The organism is Sphingomonas sp. R1, from assembly GCF_025960285.1.
Classification (GTDB): Bacteria; Pseudomonadota; Alphaproteobacteria; order Sphingomonadales; family Sphingomonadaceae; genus Sphingomonas.
Map to the genome: position 1 here is coordinate 106,013 of NZ_CP110112.1, position 16,047 is coordinate 122,059.

Consider the following 16,047-nt stretch of genomic DNA (forward strand, 5'->3'; position numbering starts at 1 on the left):
GATCACCGCCCGCGCTAGCGAAAATCGGGCGGCGGCGGAAGTCGGGGCGCCGATCAGATCGTGATCACGGCCTTCAGTACCTGCTCCTGCGCGGCGATCAGGCCCGGCAACGCGGCAGGCGCATCGGCCAGCGCAACGCGGTGGGTCAGGAACCGGTCGATCGGGATGGTTCCGTCCCGGATCGCGGCCACCACCTGTTCGAAATCCTCCGACAGGGCGTTGCGGCTGGCGAGCAGCGTCGTTTCGCGCTTGTGGAACTCGGGATCGGGGAAGCGCAGCTCCTCCCGGTTGAGCCCGACCAACACATAGGTTCCGGCATGGGCGAGATGCGCAAGGCCGGCGTTCATCGCATGGATGTTGCCCGTGGCGTCGAACAGATAGTCGTACATCTCGCCGTCGGTCCGGGCCGCGAGGGCAGCGCTTGCCTCCGGACCGGCGGTGACGCCGTCGTCCAGGCCGAACGCCTGTGCGGCGGTGGCGAGCCTGCCCGGGCTTCGGTCCAGCAGGGTCACCGCCGCACCCGCAATCCGGGCGAACAGCGCACAGCCGATGCCGATCGGCCCCGCGCCGGTGACGAGCGCGCGACTGCCCGGCTCGATGCGGGCGCGACGCACCGCATGCGCGCCGATCGCGAGAAACTCGACCATCGCAGCGTGGTCGAGCGACAGGCCCGGCGTTGGGATGACCGCGGATGCCGGCACCGCGATATACTCCGCCATTCCGCCATCGGCATGCACGCCCAGCACGCTGATCCGGCTGCAGCAATTGGGCCGGCCGCGCCGGCAGGCGACGCAGGTCCCGCATGGCAGATACGGGTTCACCGTGACGATGTCGCCCGGGGCGAGGCCGCTGGCTTCGGGTGCCTCTGCAACCTCACCGGCCAGCTCGTGGCCGATCAGCCGGGGATAGGTGAAGAAGGGCTGGCTGCCGTCGAAGATGTGATAGTCGGTGCCGCAAATGCCGACCCGGCGCATCCGGATCAGCACCTCGCCGTCGCCGCGCGCGGGGCGGGCGCGTTCCTCGATCCGCGCCTCCAGCGGGCCAACACACACCAATGCCTTCATCGCGGTTCCACTCCTCCGGCGAGGCATTCCCACCAGTCTAGGCTACGTGATATCGAAATTTCATACGCGAAAGCAAGTTGCTGGTTCGCGCTCCCTTGGCGTGCGCTCGCTTTTGTGAGACCGCGGTCTCATGGGTGCGGCGAATCAAGGCGGCGGCGTGAACCGGGTGGCGATGCGACAGCTGCGCGCGACCGGGATGGCTACGGTCGCGCGGCACCCCTGATCCTCCCCAGAACCGCAGAAGGAACTCGCATGAAGCTCTGTCGCTATGGCGCCCCCGGCCATGAACAGCCCGGCCTGATCGATGCGGAGGGCAGGCTGCGGTCCCTTGCCGGCCATACCGATCTTGCGCCGGAAGCTCTTGCGCCGGACGCGCTCGCGAAGATCGCCGCGATCGACCCCGCCAGCCTGCCGCTGGTCGAGGGCTCGCCCCGCTACGGCGTGCCGGTGGCCGGCACGCGCAAGTTCATCGCGATCGGCCTCAACTATGCCGATCATGCCGCGGAATCGAACCTGCCGATCCCGGCCGAACCGGTGGTGTTCAACAAATGGGTGAGCTGTCTGCAGGGCCCGAACGACCCGGTCGTCATTCCGCGGGATTCGAAGAAGACCGATTGGGAAGTCGAGCTCGGCGTCGTCATCGGTACCCGCGCCGAATATGTTTCGGTGGACGAGGCGCTGGGCCACGTCGCCGGCTATTGCGTGATCAACGACGTCTCCGAGCGCCACTGGCAGATCGAGCGCGGCGCCACCTGGGACAAGGGCAAGGGCTTCCCGGCCTTCGGTCCCGTCGGTCCCTGGCTGGTCACCGCCGACGAGGTGGGTGATCCGCAGAACCTCTCGATGTGGCTCGAGGTGAACGGCACGCGCCTGCAGGACGGCAACACCAGGACAATGATCTTCACCGTCGCCGAGATCATCGCCTATTGCTCGCAGTTCATGACGCTGGAGCCCGGCGACATCATCACCACCGGCACCCCTCCGGGCGTCGGCATGGGGCAGAAGCCCGAGCCCTGGTATCTGAAGGCGGGCGATGTCGTGACACTCGGGATCGAGAAGCTGGGCGAACAGCGCCAGGACTTCGTCGCCTGGGCACCGCGGGGCTGAGGCACATGCGGCCGCCGTTCGTCGATGCGCATCTCCACCTCTGGGACCGGGAGCGACTGCGCTACCCGTGGCTCGACGAGGCGGACAAGGCACCGATCGCCGCGACCTATACGGTCGCGCAGCACCGCGCTGCGGCGGCCGACTGGAACCTGGTGGGTGCCGTGCATGTCGATGCCGGCGCCCACCCCGAGGACGGCGAGCGCGAGACCGAGTGGCTGAACGGCGTCGCCGATGCCGAGGGGCTGCCGAGCGCGATCGTCGCGCGCGTCGAACTCGATGCGCGCGACGTGGCCGAACTCCTCGCGCGCCAGGCGGCGCGGCCGCGGGTGGTGGGCGTCCGCCATCTGGTCAACTGGCATCCCGATCCCGCGCGCCAGGCCTATCCGCGCGACCTGACCCTGGATCCGGCCTGGCGGCGCGGGTTCGGGTTGCTGGCGCGGCATGGACTGAGCTACGATTTTCACGGTTTCCCGCCGCAACTGGCCGGGCTCGCCGAGGCGGCGGCGGCGCACCCGGACGTGCCGGTGATCGTCAACCATCTCGGACTACCGATCCTGGCGGACGGACTGGAGGCATGGCGCGCCGGGCTGGTCGCGCTGGCGGCGATGCCGCAGGTCGCGATCAAGCTGTCGGGTGCCGGCTTCGTGGCGGCGCCCTTCGATCCCGCCGCCTTTGCACCGATCGTGGCCGAGGTCATCGATCTGTTCGGGACCCACCGCGTGATGATCGCGAGCAACTTTCCCACCGACCGCCTTTTCGCCACGCTCGACGCCACGCTCGCTGCATATGAAGCGCTGCTGACCGGCTATTCGGCCGACGAGCGCCGCGATCTCTGGGGCCGCAATGCCGCCCGTATCTATCGACTGGATCTCGATCTGTGACCGCCATTCCCCAACGTGCCATCGGCACCACGAGCCTGACCGTCCCCGAACTCGGCTTCGGCGCAGCCTCGCTCGGCAATCTCTATGCGCCAGTCAGCGATGCAGATGCGCGGGGGGCGATCGATGCGGCGCTGGCGGCAGGCCTCCGCTATGTCGATACGGCGCCGCATTACGGTCGCGGCCTGTCCGAGCGTCGGGTGGGCGAGGCGGTGCGGCTGCAGCCCGACATCGTGATCTCCACCAAGGTGGGCAGGCTGATGGATCCGGACCCGAGCGTCACCGACGATCGCGAGCGGGACGGCTTTCGCTCGCCCATGCCCTTCCGCATGCGCTATGACTATTCGCATGACGGCATCCTGCGTAGCCATGAGCACAGCCTGCAGCGGCTGGGCGTGGCGCGAGTCGATCTGCTCTACGTCCACGATATCGGCGGCTACACCCATGGCGACGCGGCCGGGGGCTATTGGCAGCAGCTTACCGCGGGCGGCGGGCTGAAGGCGCTGGAGCGGCTGCGCGACGAGGGCAGCATCTCCGGCTTCGGCATCGGCGTGAACGAGATTCCCGTGTGCCTGGATGTGATGCGCGAGGCGCGGCTCGATGCGATCCTGCTCGCGGGGCGCTACACGCTGCTCGAACAGCAGGCGCTGGACGCGCTTTTCCCGGCCTGTGCGGCGGCGGGCACCTCGATCGTGATCGGGGGTCCCTACAATAGCGGCATCCTCGCCACCGGGACGAAGCGTGGCGGCACCCTCCATTACGACTATGGACCCGCGCCCGAGGCGGTGGTCAGCAAGGTGCGCGCGATCGAAGCGGTGGCCGATCGTCACGGCGTGCGCCTGCCGGCGGCAGCACTCGCCTTCGTGCTGGCGCATCCGCTGGTTGCCAGCGTCATCCCCGGCATCGGCAGCGCCGCGCGGGTGGCGCAGACGGTGGAGCTCTACCGCGAAGCCATCCCAGCCGCGTTCTGGCAGGCGCTGCGCGCCCAAGGCCTGCTGCGCGCCGATGCACCGGTGCCCGAGGATGCGGCCTGACGCCGGAAGCTGCCTTGCGCGGGTTCGTCGAAGGGCTGCTGGCCGCGACGACCGGGCCGTTGGTGCTCGGCCTGTGCGGGGCGCAGGGGAGCGGCAAGTCGACGCTCGCTGCCGCCGTCGCACGGGCGGTGCCGGGGACGGTGGTGCTGTCGCTGGACGACCTATACCGCACCCGGGCTGCGCGGCGCGATTGCGCGGCAACGGTCCACCCGCTGTTCGCAACGCGCGGGGTTCCCGGTACCCATGATGTCGCGCTTGGCATCGCCACACTGGACGCGTTGCGGTCCGGCGCGCCGGTTCGGCTGCCCCGCTTCGACAAGGCCGCCGATGATCGTGTTCCCGCCGACGCCTGGCCGGCGGCGCAGGCGGCGCGGCTGATCCTGTTCGAAGGCTGGTGCGTCGGTGCCCGGCCGATTGCGGACGCGGATCTCGCCCAGCCGATCAACCCGCTGGAGCGCGACGAGGACGCGCAGGGGCGCTGGCGGCGCGCTTGGAATGCGGCACTCGCCGGACCCTATCAGCCACTCTTTGCGCGGATCGACCGGCTGGTGCTGCTCGAAGCGCCCGGCTGGGATGCGGTGCTGCAGTGGCGGCGCGAGCAGGAACAGGCGCTGCGCGGCTCCGGGGCCAGCGGTCCGGGCGTGATGGACGACGGCGCCGTCGCCCGCTTCATCCAGCATTATGAGCGGCTGACCCGGCACATCCTCGAGGAAATGCCGGGCTATGCCGATCTCGTGCTGCCCCTGGACGAGGCCCGAAACCTGCGTGTCGCCTAACGGCAGGCGGCGCTGCCGAGCGGCATCGTGCGGGTGAGGTCGGGGCGGGTGGCCAGCACCTTGTCGGCGATCGGCAATTTCAGGCTCTTCAGTTCCTGCGCCACAAGCTCCGCCATCGCGCGGGCGCCGAGCTCGCTGAAATGGGTGTCGTCGTCGATCCCGTTGGGGAAGCCGGCCATTTTGTCGTCGGGCGTGAAATGGAGGTACAGCTTTCGCGATCCGTCTGGCCCCAGCCGCTGGAGAAGGTCGGCCGAGCGGGCCTCCAGATCGAGCAGCGGCGTGTTGGTGCTGGAGACCAGTGAGCGCATCACCTCGCTATACGCAGCGAAATCGGTCTTCACCCGGGCGCCATCGAAGCTGCGCCGTACCGGCGGCGTGACCAGCACCGGCACCAGCCCGCGCCCGCGCGCCTCCCAGATCATCCGCAGCAGATTGTCGCGATACAGGGTCGCGGCCGGCGCGTAGCGCTCGGGCTTGGCCGTGCTCGCATCGTTATGGCCGAACTGGATCAGCACCACGTCGCCCGGCTTTGCCTCGGCAAGCAGCGAGTCCCAGCGCCCTTCCGCAAGGAAAGACTTGGTGCTGCGCCCGCCGATCGCGCGGTTCACCACCACCGCGTCCGGCGTCATGCCACACGGGAGCATCTGCCCCCAGCCGGTCTGCGGGTAGCGATTCGCGGCATAGGTCTGCGCCGTCGAATCGCTGGCGATGAACAGCCGAGTCTGCGCCGCGGCGGGCGAGGCGAGGGCTGCGAGGCACGCCGCGGCAGCGAACAGTGCCCCCCTCATTGCAGGTTCACGAATGCGCCGCCGTCCACCAGCAGCGCCGCGCCGGTGACATAGGCCGCCATGTCGGAGGCGAGAAACACGATCGGGCCCGCAAGATCCTCGGGCTGACCCAGCCGTCCGAGCGGCACCCGGCCTTCCATGTATTTCCGCTTCTCCGCGTCGGCGAGGTCGTCCTTGTTGATCTCGGTGAGGATCGTGCCCGGCAGCACCGAATTGCAGCGGATGCCGTGCCGGCCAAGGGCGATCGCGGCCGACTGCATCAGCGAGTGGAGCCCGGCCTTGGTGGGCGTGTAATGGCTCTGATACTCGCCGCCGACCAGTGCCGAGATCGACGAGACTGCGACGATCGCACCGCCATGCCCCTGGGCCACCATCTGGTTCGCCGCCGCCTGGCACATGAAATAGCCGCCGAGAAGATTGACCTGCATGGTCCGCTGCACCGTCTCCACCGGCATGTCGAGAAAGGCATGGAAGGGGCAGATGCCTGCGTTCGATACCATGACGTCGACCTTGCCGAAGGCGTCCGTCGCGCGCGCCACGAAGTCCGTCGCGGTCGCGGGATCGGCGACGTCGCCCTTCACCGCCAGCCCGCGCCGGCCCTTCGCCTCGATCGCGGCGACCACAGCGGCGGCGTCCTCGTCGCGGCTGTGATAGTTGATCGCCACGTCGGCGCCGGCCTCGGCCGCCCCGATCGCCGCCGCCCGGCCGATGCCGGTCGACCCGCCGGTCACGAGCACCGTCTTCCCCTCCAACAGCTTCACGGGCATCCTCTCCTTGTTATCGTCGGTGTTTGCGGGCGGGGCGCATCTCCGCGCTCCAGCCGAGATCCGTGCTGATCGCCTCGGCCGTGCCGCGCACCTGCGCGCTCAGGGTCGCCATGCGATCGTCGTCCATATACTGCGCCGCGCTCGACACGCTGATCGCCGCGACGATCCGGCCCGAAACGTCGCGCACCGGCGCCGCCACACAGCGGATCAGATCCTCATTCTCTTCCAGATCGAAGGCGTGGCCGGCGATGGCATAGGCGCGCATGCGGTCGAACCACAGGCCATGGTCGGTATGCTGCTGGCCGCGTGCCGCGTCGGCGGCGTACAGCCGCTGCCACTCGCCCTCGGCGGAGTCGATCAGCAGCGCCTTGCCCAGACCGGTGGAGGTGAGCGGCTGACGGTCGCCGATACGGCTGGAGATCTCCACGCGCCGGCGGCCGGAAATCTTGTCGAGATAGAGCGCAAGGTCGCCGTCCATGCGGCCAAGATGCACGGTGTCCTCGGTCTCCGCCGCCAGCGCTTCCATGCGCGGGCGGGCAATCTGGACGATGTCCGCCTGGCTCTGGGCGAGGAAGCCCAGCTGGATCAGCTTCGGCCCCAGCTGATAGCCGTCCCGCGGCAAATAGCTCAGGAAGCCGCGGTCGATCAGCGCATTGGCAAGGCGGTGCGTGGTCGAGCGGGTAAGCCCCATCCGCGCCGAGAGTTCGGCCAGCTTCACCGGGCCCTCGATCACCTTGTCCAGCATGTCGAGCCCGCGGACGAGCGTCTGGCTGCCCTGGATCTTGGCACCTCCAGAAGCCGCGGCCGCGCCCTCGGCGCTTTCAGCATTTGACGTGGGTCGTTCCATCAATTAACATCCTATCCCATAAAGTGAGAAAGTAAAGCATTCAGGAGGATGCCGGGCAGCCGATCGCGGCTGCGACCCACCCGAACCTCTTGGGGTGCGACGTACCACATGCTGGCACGCCGCGCGCCCGGATTTCATATTATCGGAAACCGTCCAGCCATCTGGGATGGACGCCAGAAGGGAAGCGTCGAGCCGTGGTAGCCGGACTCTCGAAGATCAAGCAGGTGCGCGCCTATACCGTCCGTGGCGGCGGCGCCGATTATCACGACCAGGGCGAGGGCCACTGGATCGATGATCACATCGCGACGCCGATGGCGCGCTACCCCGAATATCGTGCAAGCCGCCAAAGCTTCGGCATCAACGTCCTCGGCACGCTGATCGTCGAGATCGAGGCCGAGGACGGCACGATCGGCTTTGCAGTGACCACCGGCGGCGAGCCCGCCTGCTATATCGTCGAGAAGCACCTCGCCCGCTTCCTCGAGGGCCGCAGCCCCACCGACTATGAGAAGATCTGGGACCAGATGTACTTCTCGAGCCAATATTATGGCCGCAAGGGGCTGGTGGTGAACGCCATCTCCGGCGTCGACCTGGCGCTGTGGGACCTGCTCGGCAAGCTGCGCGGCGAGCCGGTCTATCACATGCTCGGCGGCGCGGTGCGGGACGAGCTGCAATTCTATGCGACCGGCGCCCGGCCGGACATCGCCAAGGACCTCGGCTTCATCGGCGGCAAGCTGCCGCTCCACCACGGCCCGGCCGAGGGGATCGAGGGGCTGAAGAAGAACATCGCCGAGCTGGCCGAGATGCGCAGCCGCGTGGGGCCGGATTTCTGGCTGATGTGGGACTGCTGGATGGCGCTCGACGTCGACTATGCCACCCGCCTCGCCATCGCCGCGCACGAGCATGGCCTGAAGTGGATCGAGGAGGCGATCAGCCCCGACGATTACTGGGGCTATGCCGAGCTCAAGCGCAACGTGCCCAGGGGCATGCTGGTCACCACGGGCGAGCATGAGGCGACCCGCTGGGGCTTCCGCATGCTGCTGGAGATGGACTGTTGCGACATCATCCAGCCCGATGTGGGCTGGTGCGGCGGGGTGACCGAGCTGCTCAAGATTTCGGCGCTGGCCGATGCGCGCGGCAAGCTGGTCGTGCCGCATGGCTCGTCGGTCTACAGCTATCACTTCGTGATCACCCGCCACAACTCGCCCTTCGCCGAGTTCCTGATGATGCATCCTGGGCCGACCGAGGTGGTGCCGATGTTCCACCCGCAACTGCTGGGCGAACCGGTCCCCGAGAACGGGCGCCTCCGCGCGAGCGCGCTGGACCAGCCCGGCTTCGGCGTGGAGCTCAACCGCGAGCTCGCCATGCATCGCCCCTATACGCACTGAGAGAGACGCACATGAAATTCTGCCGCTTTGGAGAACGGGGCCAGGAGCGCCCCGGTCTGATCGACGCCGAGGGCCGCGTGCGCGACCTGTCCGGGCATATCGCCGAGCTGACGATCGAGGCGATCGACGGCCTTGGTGCGCTGGACTCCGCCAGCCTGCCGCTGGTGGATGAAGGAGTCCGGCTGGGCGTGCCGCTCAAGGGCATCGGCAAGATCGTGGCGATCGGCCTCAACTATGAGGACCATGCCATCGAATCCAACCTGCCGATCCCGACCGAGCCGGTGATGTTCATGAAGGCGCTGTCGAGCCTGACCGGCCCGAACGACGACGTGGTGCTGCCACGCGGCTCCACCCATAGCGACTGGGAAGTCGAGCTGGCGGTGGTGATCGGCAAGACCGCGCGCTATGTCGACAAGGCCGAGGCGCTGTCGCACGTCGCCGGCTATGCGGTCGCGAACGACGTGTCCGAGCGCTTCAACCAGAAGCAGCGCGGCAGCCAGTGGAGCAAGGGCAAGGGCCACGACACCTTCTGCCCGCTCGGCCCCTGGCTGGTGACGGCGGACGAGATCGCCGACCCGCAGGATCTGGACATGTTCCTCGACGTCAACGGCACGCGGATGCAGACCGGCAACACCCGGACGATGATCTTCGACGTCGCCGAGATCATTGCCTATGTCAGCGAGTATATCACCCTCTATCCGGGCGACGTGCTGATCACCGGCACGCCCCCGGGCGTCGGTGAGGGCAAGAAGCCGGAGTCGATCTTCCTCAAGCCTGGCGACACGATGCGGCTGGGCATCGCCGGCCTTGGCGAGCAGCAGCAGAACGTCGTCGAATGGCGCCACCTTGGCGACACGGTGCTCGGATGAGCGTCTTCGAAGGACGCTTCGCCGGGCGCGCGGCGGTGATCACCGGCGGCGCCTCGGGCCTGGGCCTGGCGGTCGCCCGGCGGATCGTGGCGGAGGGGGGCAGCGTCGCATTGTGGGATCTGAACCCGGACCAGCTCGCCGTCGCGGCGGAAGAGCTGGGCGGCGCGCATGTCGAGCAGCTCGACGTCTCCGATGCCGAGGCGGTGACCCGCGCGGCCGAGGCGACGGCGGCGGCACTGGGCAAGATCGACATTCTCGTCTGTTCCGCCGGCATCACCGGCGCGACCGTGCCGGTGCACGAGTTCCCGCTCGACAGCTGGCGCCGCGTCATCGACATCAACCTGAACGGCCTGTTCTACTGCTGCCGCTCGGTGGTGCCGCACATGCTGGCGAAAGGCTATGGCCGCATCGTCAACGTCTCCTCGGTGGCCGGCAAGGAAGGCAATCCCAATGCCTCGGCTTATTCGGCGTCGAAGGCGGGCGTGATCGGCTTCACCAAGTCGCTCGGCAAGGAACTGGCCGGCAAGGGCGTGATCGCGAATGCGCTGACGCCGGCGACCTTCGAGAGCCCGATCCTCGCCCAGCTGCCGCCGAGCCAGGTCGAGTATATGCGCTCCAAGATCCCGATGGGGCGCCTGGGCGATGCGCACGAAAGCGCCGCGATGATCTGCTTCATGGCGAGCGAGGAGTGCAGCTTCACCACCGCCTCGACCTTCGACACCTCGGGCGGTCGAACGACCTATTGATGCTGGAGCCCCCTCCAGCGCACGGAGGGGAAGAGGGGAGGGGCGATGGCCCGCGATCTGCCGTTCGTCGATGCGCATGTGCATCTCTGGGATCTCGACCGGATATCCTATCCCTGGCTGACGCCCCCGTTCGCGGACGACGGACCGAACGGCAGCGTCGAGCCGATCGCGCGCACCTATCTGCTCGACGACTATCTGGCAGATGCCGGCGGCTGGGACGTACGCGGCATCGTCCATGTCGATGCCGGCGCCGCACCGGATGCGGCGCTGGCCGAGACCGAATGGCTGCAGGCGATGGCCGATGTGCGCGGCATGCCCAATGCGATCATCGCCTTCGCCGCGCTCGACGATCCGAGCGCCGATGTGCTGCTGGCAGCGCATGCGGCCAATCCGGCGGTGCGCGGCATCCGCCACATCGTCAACTGGCACCCCGATCCGCAGCGCAGCTACACGCCGCGCGACGTGACGCAGGACGAGGCCTGGGCACGGGGCTTCGCGCGGCTCGGCACCTACGGCCTCAGCTTCGACCTGCAGGCCTATCCCGGCCAGTTCGAGGGGCTCGCCCGGCTGATTGCGCGGCACCCTGAGGTGCAGGTGATCGTCAATCACACCGGCATGGCGGTGCCGGGCGAATGGGAGACGTGGCGCGCCGGCATGCGGGCCCTTGCCGCGCTGCCCAACGTCGCCACGAAGATCTCCGGCATGGGCTTCACCCACCGGCCTTGGACACGCGCGCAGATCCGGCCCTATGTGCTCGAGGCAATCGACATCTTCGGGGCAGATCGGGCAATGGCCGCCAGCGATTTTCCGACGGACAAGTTGTTCGGCAGCTTCGCCGCGCACCTCGATGCCTATGCCGAGATTACCGCCGGCTTTTCCGAAGACGAGCGCCGCGCGCTGTTCGCCGGCAATGCCAACCGGCTCTACCGGCTTGGCCTCGATCTCTAGCTCGGCGCGGTATCGCGCACCGCGCAGCCGCATGCACAAGATTTCTTCGCCACTCTGCTCCGACAAATTGTCGGCGCGATTGTCGGCCTCTTGCATGCACAGAAAAAGCTGATAACGTTGCATTAAGTGAAGTGCACATTCACAATGTGGGAGTAGCAGGCGCAGACCCGCACTCTCGGGGAGCAAGGCGGCAGGGGCGAGATCCCCAATCGGGCGCCGCCGGCCAAGACAGGAGAGGGAATGCCATGAACAGGGGACATCATCATTCGCGCCGCCATATCGCGGCGACCGCGAGCTGGGCCGCACTTGCGATCATGCTCGGCGGCGGGATCGGGACGGCATCGGCACAGACCACGCCGCCGCGCCAGGACACCCAGGCGCCCGATATGGACAGCCAGCTGACCGTCGCGGACGAGGAGGCGATCGTCGTCGTAGGCTCGCGCGCCAGCCAGCAGTCGTCGAACTCGCGCAAGAAGAACGCCCGCACCGCGACCGATTCGATCGTTGCCGATGACATCGGTTCCTTTCCTGATCGGAATGTGAACGAGGCGATCTCGCGCATCCCTGGCGTGGCGCTCGGCCGCAACGAATTCGGCGAGGGCGACAGCGTGGCGGTGCGCGGCAACGGCCCGGACCTGACCCGCGTCGAACTCGACGGCATCGGCGTCCAGAGCACCAATGGCCTGGCGATCGGCGCCAATAATGGCCGCAGCGCCGATCTGCGCGAGTTGCCCGCCGAGCTGGTCAAGAGCGTCGACGTGGTCAAGGGCTCGACGGCCGACATGACCGAAGGCGGGCTTGGCGGCACCGTGCAGATCAAGACGCGCACCGGCCTCGACTTCAAGAAGCCCTATCTCTCGCTGCGCGCGGGCGCCGGCCAGAACTCGCTGGGCAAGGACTGGACCCCCGATTTCAACGCGGTCTATGGTCGTCGCCTGTTCAACGATCGCGTCGGCATGATCGTCAGCGGCAGCTATTCCAAGCTGCAGAACAACGGCCATGGCTTCGAGACGACGACGAGCAACAATCGCGGCTACTCGCGCCTGTTCGACTTCGACCAGTCCGCCGAGAAGACCTTCAGCTACAATCCGGCGACGGTCGGCACGGATGCGGCCGATGTCGCCTTTGCCAACAGCACTGCGCCGGGCGGCGGCGCGCTCACGCCGCGCCAGCTCGTCACGCTTTCCGCGGGCGCCAAGAGCAAGGCCGAGTGTCTTCAGATCTTCCCCAACAACGCCACCGCCAGCGCGGCGGCCCGGTCGCAGCGGATTCTGGAGCAGCAGACCTGCCTCAACCAGTGGAACGACTATACTCCCTCGCTGATCCGCAACTTCATGAACACCCAGACGGACCAGCGCTCGGCGTTCGATGCGCGGTTCGACTATCGCGTCACCGATCGGCTGACCGTCTTCGCCAAGGGCACCATCGCCAACCGCAAGGTGCATGACCAGAACCGCAGCCGTACGCCGGTTACGCTGTTCGGCCAGAACATCAACGGCACCTTCGTGGACAGCACCACCGGCTATCCGCGCACCCGCAGCGTCTCGCCCAACGCGCCGGCCGGCTATTATCTGTTCGACGGCCTGAACAACGTCGGCAACAACGCCACCACCGGCAACGTGCTCAACATCGTGCCGGGCAGCGTCAAGGTCGACAGCGCCCACAACGTCACCGAGATGACGCTGACCAACAACTCGGTCAACATCGACCAGATCGAGAACACGATCGACACCAAGACCAAATATTTCCAGGGTGGCGCCGAGTTCCGCGGCGAACGCATCGACATCGATGCGATGGCGGGCATGACCCGCGCGACGACCAGCCGCGGCGACATGCGCACCGCACGCTCCTACAGCTATGGCAACGCCACGCTGAAACTGCAGCCGAACGGGCTGTGGGACGTGCAGCTGCCGAGCAACTATGACGAGAGCAATCCCGCCAACTACGTCCAGCTCGCGGCACCCGCCTGCATCGGCGGCGGCACCGCGCCGACCTGCACCGGCCAGACCGCCGTCGCGGCGGGCCCCAACGGCCCGGCGACGCCGCTCTACACCGTCGGCCAGATGCCGCTGACCACGCCCAGCTTCAGCGTGCAATACACCCCGGCACTTGGCGAAGCCTCGGAAAAGATCGCGAAATTCGATCTCAGCTACCGTACCGACGGGATCCTGCCGTTCATCAAGCGGATCAAGATCGGCGGCCAGTACCGCAAGAACAATCTCGATCGCTGGGGCAATGGCGGCTACACCGTCAAGAGCCAGGTCGGCACGTTCGGCCAGCCGGGCTACCAGGCGGCGGTGATCGTGCCGACTGCGATCGTCCGCGGCACCTATCGCGCCTGCCAGCCGACCGCGACCTCGACGCTGTCGTGCAACTACGGCTATGTGCCGAGCACCAACCCGGCGAACGTCCGTTCGGGCGTCGACACGCTGACACCGCAGCAACTGCAGGATCTGTTCGCCCGCACGCTGGAGCCGAGCGACAGCGCCTATTTCGGCGATCTGCCCAATCGCGGCAATTTGCCGCCAGCCTGGCAGGGTCTGCGCACCGACGAGCTGTTTGCGGCGCTCGGTGCCAAGGACTTCATGAATTTCGACTGCCTGAAGACCTGCGTCGGCAGCGATGGCAACACCTATGCCCAGCCGGTCAGCCGTACGCGCGAGACGATCAAGAACGTCTACGCCATGGCCGATTTCGATCAGGATCTGCCTTGGGGCCTGCGCCTCGACGGCAATGTCGGCGTCCGCGGGGTCTTCGCCACCACCCGGGGATCGGGGCTGCTGACGCTCACCTCGATCCGGGTGAACAACCTCTACAACCCGAACGATCCCAACAACGCATCCGGCATCAACAGCATCTCGTTCAGCCAGAACGTGACGCTGAATGCCAAGACGACCGACTGGCTGCCCAGCTTCAACGTCAACCTCTGGGGCTTCCACGATCGGTTGGTGCTGCGCTTCTACGGCGGCAAGACCGTCGCGCGGCCGAACCCCACGCTGATGTTCCCGGGCGGTACCTGCAGCATCGACCAGCGTGTCGAGCTGGATAGCAATCCGGACGACGTCTATGGCTGCTCGGGCCGCGTCGGCAATCCGGGGCTCAAACCGTTCACGGCCTGGAACTACAATACCAGCCTCGAATGGTATCCGAACGCCGACACCGTCTTCTCGGTCGCCTATGGCAAGCTCGACGTGAAGATCGGCAACCCGATCGCGATCACCGAGACGCGCCGCCCCTTCGCGGGCACCGACCAGAAGGACCCGGTGACCGGTGCGTCGCTCGCCGATCTGGAATTCGCGGTACCCACCTACACCAACGGCCCCGGCTACAAGCGCAACATCTGGGAGTTCCAGGCGAAGACGGCCTTCACCTTCCTGCCCTGGTTCCTGAAGCACACCGGGGCCGACGTGAACTTCTCGATCCTCGCCTCGTCGGTCACCAGCGGCCAGCAGGATCCGTTGACGGGCGACGTGATGCTGCCCCCGAACGAGTCCAAATACTATACCAACGCCTCGCTCTGGTATGACGACGGCAAGTTCAACTTCCGCGTCGCCTACCAGAAGCGCAGCGCCCTGTTCACCTGCATCACGCCGTGCGGCGGCAACACCACCGACATCAACTATCCCGGCGAGCAATGGACCAACGTGCGCCTGGTGGCGCCGGGCTATAATCCGGGCGTGCCGCGGTTCATCGACGGCTCGACTTTCATCGATGCCAAGATGTCCTACAACATCAACCGCAACTTCCAGATCTATGTGGAAGGCCGCAACGTCACCCGCGAAATGTCGCAGACAATTTCGACGGGCCAGTATGTTCCCTTCGCCGATGGCACGCCGCGCGTGATGCGCATTTCCTATGGCGGCCGGCGGATCATGGGCGGCGTTCGCGTCCAGTTCGGGCGCTGACCGCGCAGCGGGTCACCCGGCGGGTGTCGGGTGACCCAATGCGGCGCTGATGTCCGCTGCCGCTGCACGGACCTGTGCGACGACGCCCCCCAAGGCGTCGTCGTCGACATATTGGGCAGGGCTCACCACGCTGATTGCCGCGACGATCCGGCCGGCGGCATCGCGGATCGGGGCGGCGACGGCGCGCAGGTCGTCCGGCGGCGGACTGCGATGCACCACCACGCCGCGGCCGCGATCGGCGGCCAGATCCGCCGCGAAGCTCGCCTGCGGGGCCGGACGGCGGCCGAGCAGCGCCTCGAGTGCGGCAGCCGGCTCGTCCAGCAGCAGCGCCTTGCCGAGACTGGTCTCGGGCAGCGGCCGGCGCGTGCCGACCGGTGTCGTCACCACCACCCGCTGCCCTCCGCCGACGCGGTGCAGGTGCACCGAATGGTCCCCGTCGCGCTCCCCCAGGAATGCCGGCATGTTGGTGGTGTCGGCGAGCAGGCGCAGCCGATCCCGCGCGAGTTCGACCACGTTCAGCCGTTCCTGCGCGCACACGCCCAGCTGCATCAGCTTGGGTCCGAGCCGCAGGCTGCCGTCGCGGTCGCCGATCGCGAAGCCGCGATCGAGCAGCGCCAAAGCGAGCCGTCGCGCGGTCGAGACGGTGAGGCCCGCGCCCGCGGCGAGTTCCCGCACCGTATGCGGGCGCTCCGCAAGCAGATCGAGCAGGTCCAGTCCGCGTTCGAGCGTCTGCGTCCCCGCCCGCCCTGCGGCCTTTTCGTCGGTCATGCAGTTCCTTCGCCTCGCTCGTCTTCGGCCAAGAACTAGGCAGCATGCCGGGCGCGGTAAAGTGGCTTGGGTCGCCCGGGCCGCCCCGGCTCGCAGCGATGGCGCGCAAGTCGTTGATCGTTCTTTAGGATTCTATGGGCAAGAAGCGCTTGGCATGCTCGCGGG

14 protein-coding genes are annotated in these 16,047 nt (G+C 67.5%); 9 read left to right on the forward strand and 5 right to left on the reverse strand.

Annotation, left to right across the window (positions count from 1 at the left end; all coding sequences use genetic code 11):
• Positions 1-53: 53 nt before the first annotated feature.
• The gene (locus OIM94_RS18855) at positions 54-1,064 is read right to left on the reverse strand and encodes a zinc-binding alcohol dehydrogenase family protein (RefSeq protein ID WP_264610134.1); all 1,011 of its coding nucleotides are present in this window, start codon (positions 1,062-1,064) and stop codon (positions 54-56) included.
• A gap of 252 nt (positions 1,065-1,316) precedes the next feature.
• On the opposite strand from OIM94_RS18855, the gene OIM94_RS18860 reads away from it, so the two are divergent.
• From OIM94_RS18860 to OIM94_RS18875, 4 genes are read left to right on the forward strand one after another with little or no spacing between them, the layout of a single operon-like run.
• Entirely contained in the window at positions 1,317-2,171 is an 855-nt protein-coding gene (locus OIM94_RS18860) for a fumarylacetoacetate hydrolase family protein (protein WP_264610135.1), read from the forward strand.
• 5 nt (positions 2,172-2,176) lie between these two features.
• Positions 2,177-3,052: an amidohydrolase family protein gene (locus tag OIM94_RS18865; protein ID WP_264610136.1), complete on the forward strand. Its 876-nt coding sequence runs from the start codon at positions 2,177-2,179 to the stop codon at positions 3,050-3,052.
• Positions 3,049-4,083, forward strand: a complete 1,035-nt coding sequence (locus OIM94_RS18870) for an aldo/keto reductase (protein WP_264610137.1) — start codon at positions 3,049-3,051, stop codon at positions 4,081-4,083. Before OIM94_RS18865 ends, OIM94_RS18870 begins: the two co-directional genes overlap by 4 nt.
• Positions 4,084-4,097: 14 nt before the next feature.
• Positions 4,098-4,859, forward strand: coding sequence for an AAA family ATPase (locus OIM94_RS18875; protein ID WP_264610138.1), 762 nt, complete (start codon positions 4,098-4,100; stop codon positions 4,857-4,859).
• On the opposite strand, the gene OIM94_RS18880 is transcribed toward OIM94_RS18875, so the two are convergent.
• The 3 genes from OIM94_RS18880 to OIM94_RS18890 are packed head-to-tail and all read right to left on the reverse strand — an operon-like array spanning position 4,856 to position 7,261.
• On the reverse strand, positions 4,856-5,647 hold the full coding sequence (locus tag OIM94_RS18880) for a rhamnogalacturonan acetylesterase (protein WP_264610139.1): 792 nt from the start codon (positions 5,645-5,647) through the stop codon (positions 4,856-4,858). The genes OIM94_RS18875 and OIM94_RS18880 overlap by 4 nt on opposite strands.
• On the reverse strand, positions 5,644-6,408 hold the full coding sequence (locus tag OIM94_RS18885) for an SDR family NAD(P)-dependent oxidoreductase (RefSeq protein ID WP_264610140.1): 765 nt from the start codon (positions 6,406-6,408) through the stop codon (positions 5,644-5,646). The genes OIM94_RS18880 and OIM94_RS18885 overlap by 4 nt, the downstream gene beginning before the upstream one ends.
• A gap of 16 nt (positions 6,409-6,424) precedes the next feature.
• Positions 6,425-7,261, reverse strand: a complete 837-nt coding sequence (locus OIM94_RS18890; RefSeq protein ID WP_264610141.1) for an IclR family transcriptional regulator — start codon at positions 7,259-7,261, stop codon at positions 6,425-6,427.
• 194 nt (positions 7,262-7,455) lie between these two features.
• Here OIM94_RS18890 and rhmD point away from each other — a divergent pair, with 194 nt between their 5' ends.
• The 5 genes from rhmD to OIM94_RS18915 all read left to right on the forward strand — a co-directional run bounded on the left by rhmD (position 7,456) and on the right by OIM94_RS18915 (position 15,114).
• Positions 7,456-8,646, forward strand: coding sequence for an L-rhamnonate dehydratase (gene rhmD / locus OIM94_RS18895; RefSeq protein WP_264610142.1), 1,191 nt, complete (start codon positions 7,456-7,458; stop codon positions 8,644-8,646).
• An 11-nt stretch (positions 8,647-8,657) separates the two neighbouring features.
• Positions 8,658-9,515 (forward strand): fumarylacetoacetate hydrolase family protein, encoded by an 858-nt coding sequence (locus OIM94_RS18900; RefSeq protein ID WP_264610143.1) that lies wholly within the window; start codon positions 8,658-8,660, stop codon positions 9,513-9,515.
• Positions 9,512-10,261, forward strand: coding sequence for an SDR family NAD(P)-dependent oxidoreductase (locus tag OIM94_RS18905; RefSeq protein WP_264610144.1), 750 nt, complete (start codon positions 9,512-9,514; stop codon positions 10,259-10,261). Before OIM94_RS18900 ends, OIM94_RS18905 begins: the two co-directional genes overlap by 4 nt.
• A 45-nt stretch (positions 10,262-10,306) precedes the next feature.
• Positions 10,307-11,209, forward strand: a complete 903-nt coding sequence (locus OIM94_RS18910) for an amidohydrolase family protein (protein ID WP_264610145.1) — start codon at positions 10,307-10,309, stop codon at positions 11,207-11,209.
• A gap of 245 nt (positions 11,210-11,454) precedes the next feature.
• Complete coding sequence (locus tag OIM94_RS18915; protein WP_264610146.1) at positions 11,455-15,114, forward strand: TonB-dependent receptor; 3,660 nt, start codon at positions 11,455-11,457, stop codon at positions 15,112-15,114.
• Positions 15,115-15,126: 12 nt separating this feature from the next.
• Here the strand turns inward: OIM94_RS18915 and OIM94_RS18920 are convergent, their stop codons facing one another.
• A complete protein-coding gene (locus tag OIM94_RS18920; RefSeq protein WP_264610147.1) occupies positions 15,127-15,882 on the reverse strand; it encodes an IclR family transcriptional regulator in 756 nt (251 codons plus the stop codon).
• Positions 15,883-16,047 lie beyond the last annotated feature (165 nt).

Coding starts and splice junctions, on each gene's coding strand:
- OIM94_RS18855 (WP_264610134.1), bottom strand. CDS start 1,064: ATGAAGGCATTGGTGTGTGTTGGCCCGCTGGAGGCGCGGATCGAGGAA.
- OIM94_RS18860 (WP_264610135.1), top strand. CDS start 1,317: ATGAAGCTCTGTCGCTATGGCGCCCCCGGCCATGAACAGCCCGGCCTG.
- OIM94_RS18865 (WP_264610136.1), top strand. CDS start 2,177: ATGCGGCCGCCGTTCGTCGATGCGCATCTCCACCTCTGGGACCGGGAG.
- OIM94_RS18880 (WP_264610139.1), bottom strand. CDS start 5,647: ATGAGGGGGGCACTGTTCGCTGCCGCGGCGTGCCTCGCAGCCCTCGCC.
- OIM94_RS18890 (WP_264610141.1), bottom strand. CDS start 7,261: ATGGAACGACCCACGTCAAATGCTGAAAGCGCCGAGGGCGCGGCCGCG.
- OIM94_RS18900 (WP_264610143.1), top strand. CDS start 8,658: ATGAAATTCTGCCGCTTTGGAGAACGGGGCCAGGAGCGCCCCGGTCTG.
- OIM94_RS18905 (WP_264610144.1), top strand. CDS start 9,512: ATGAGCGTCTTCGAAGGACGCTTCGCCGGGCGCGCGGCGGTGATCACC.
- OIM94_RS18910 (WP_264610145.1), top strand. CDS start 10,307: ATGGCCCGCGATCTGCCGTTCGTCGATGCGCATGTGCATCTCTGGGAT.
- OIM94_RS18915 (WP_264610146.1), top strand. CDS start 11,455: ATGAACAGGGGACATCATCATTCGCGCCGCCATATCGCGGCGACCGCG.
- OIM94_RS18920 (WP_264610147.1), bottom strand. CDS start 15,882: ATGACCGACGAAAAGGCCGCAGGGCGGGCGGGGACGCAGACGCTCGAA.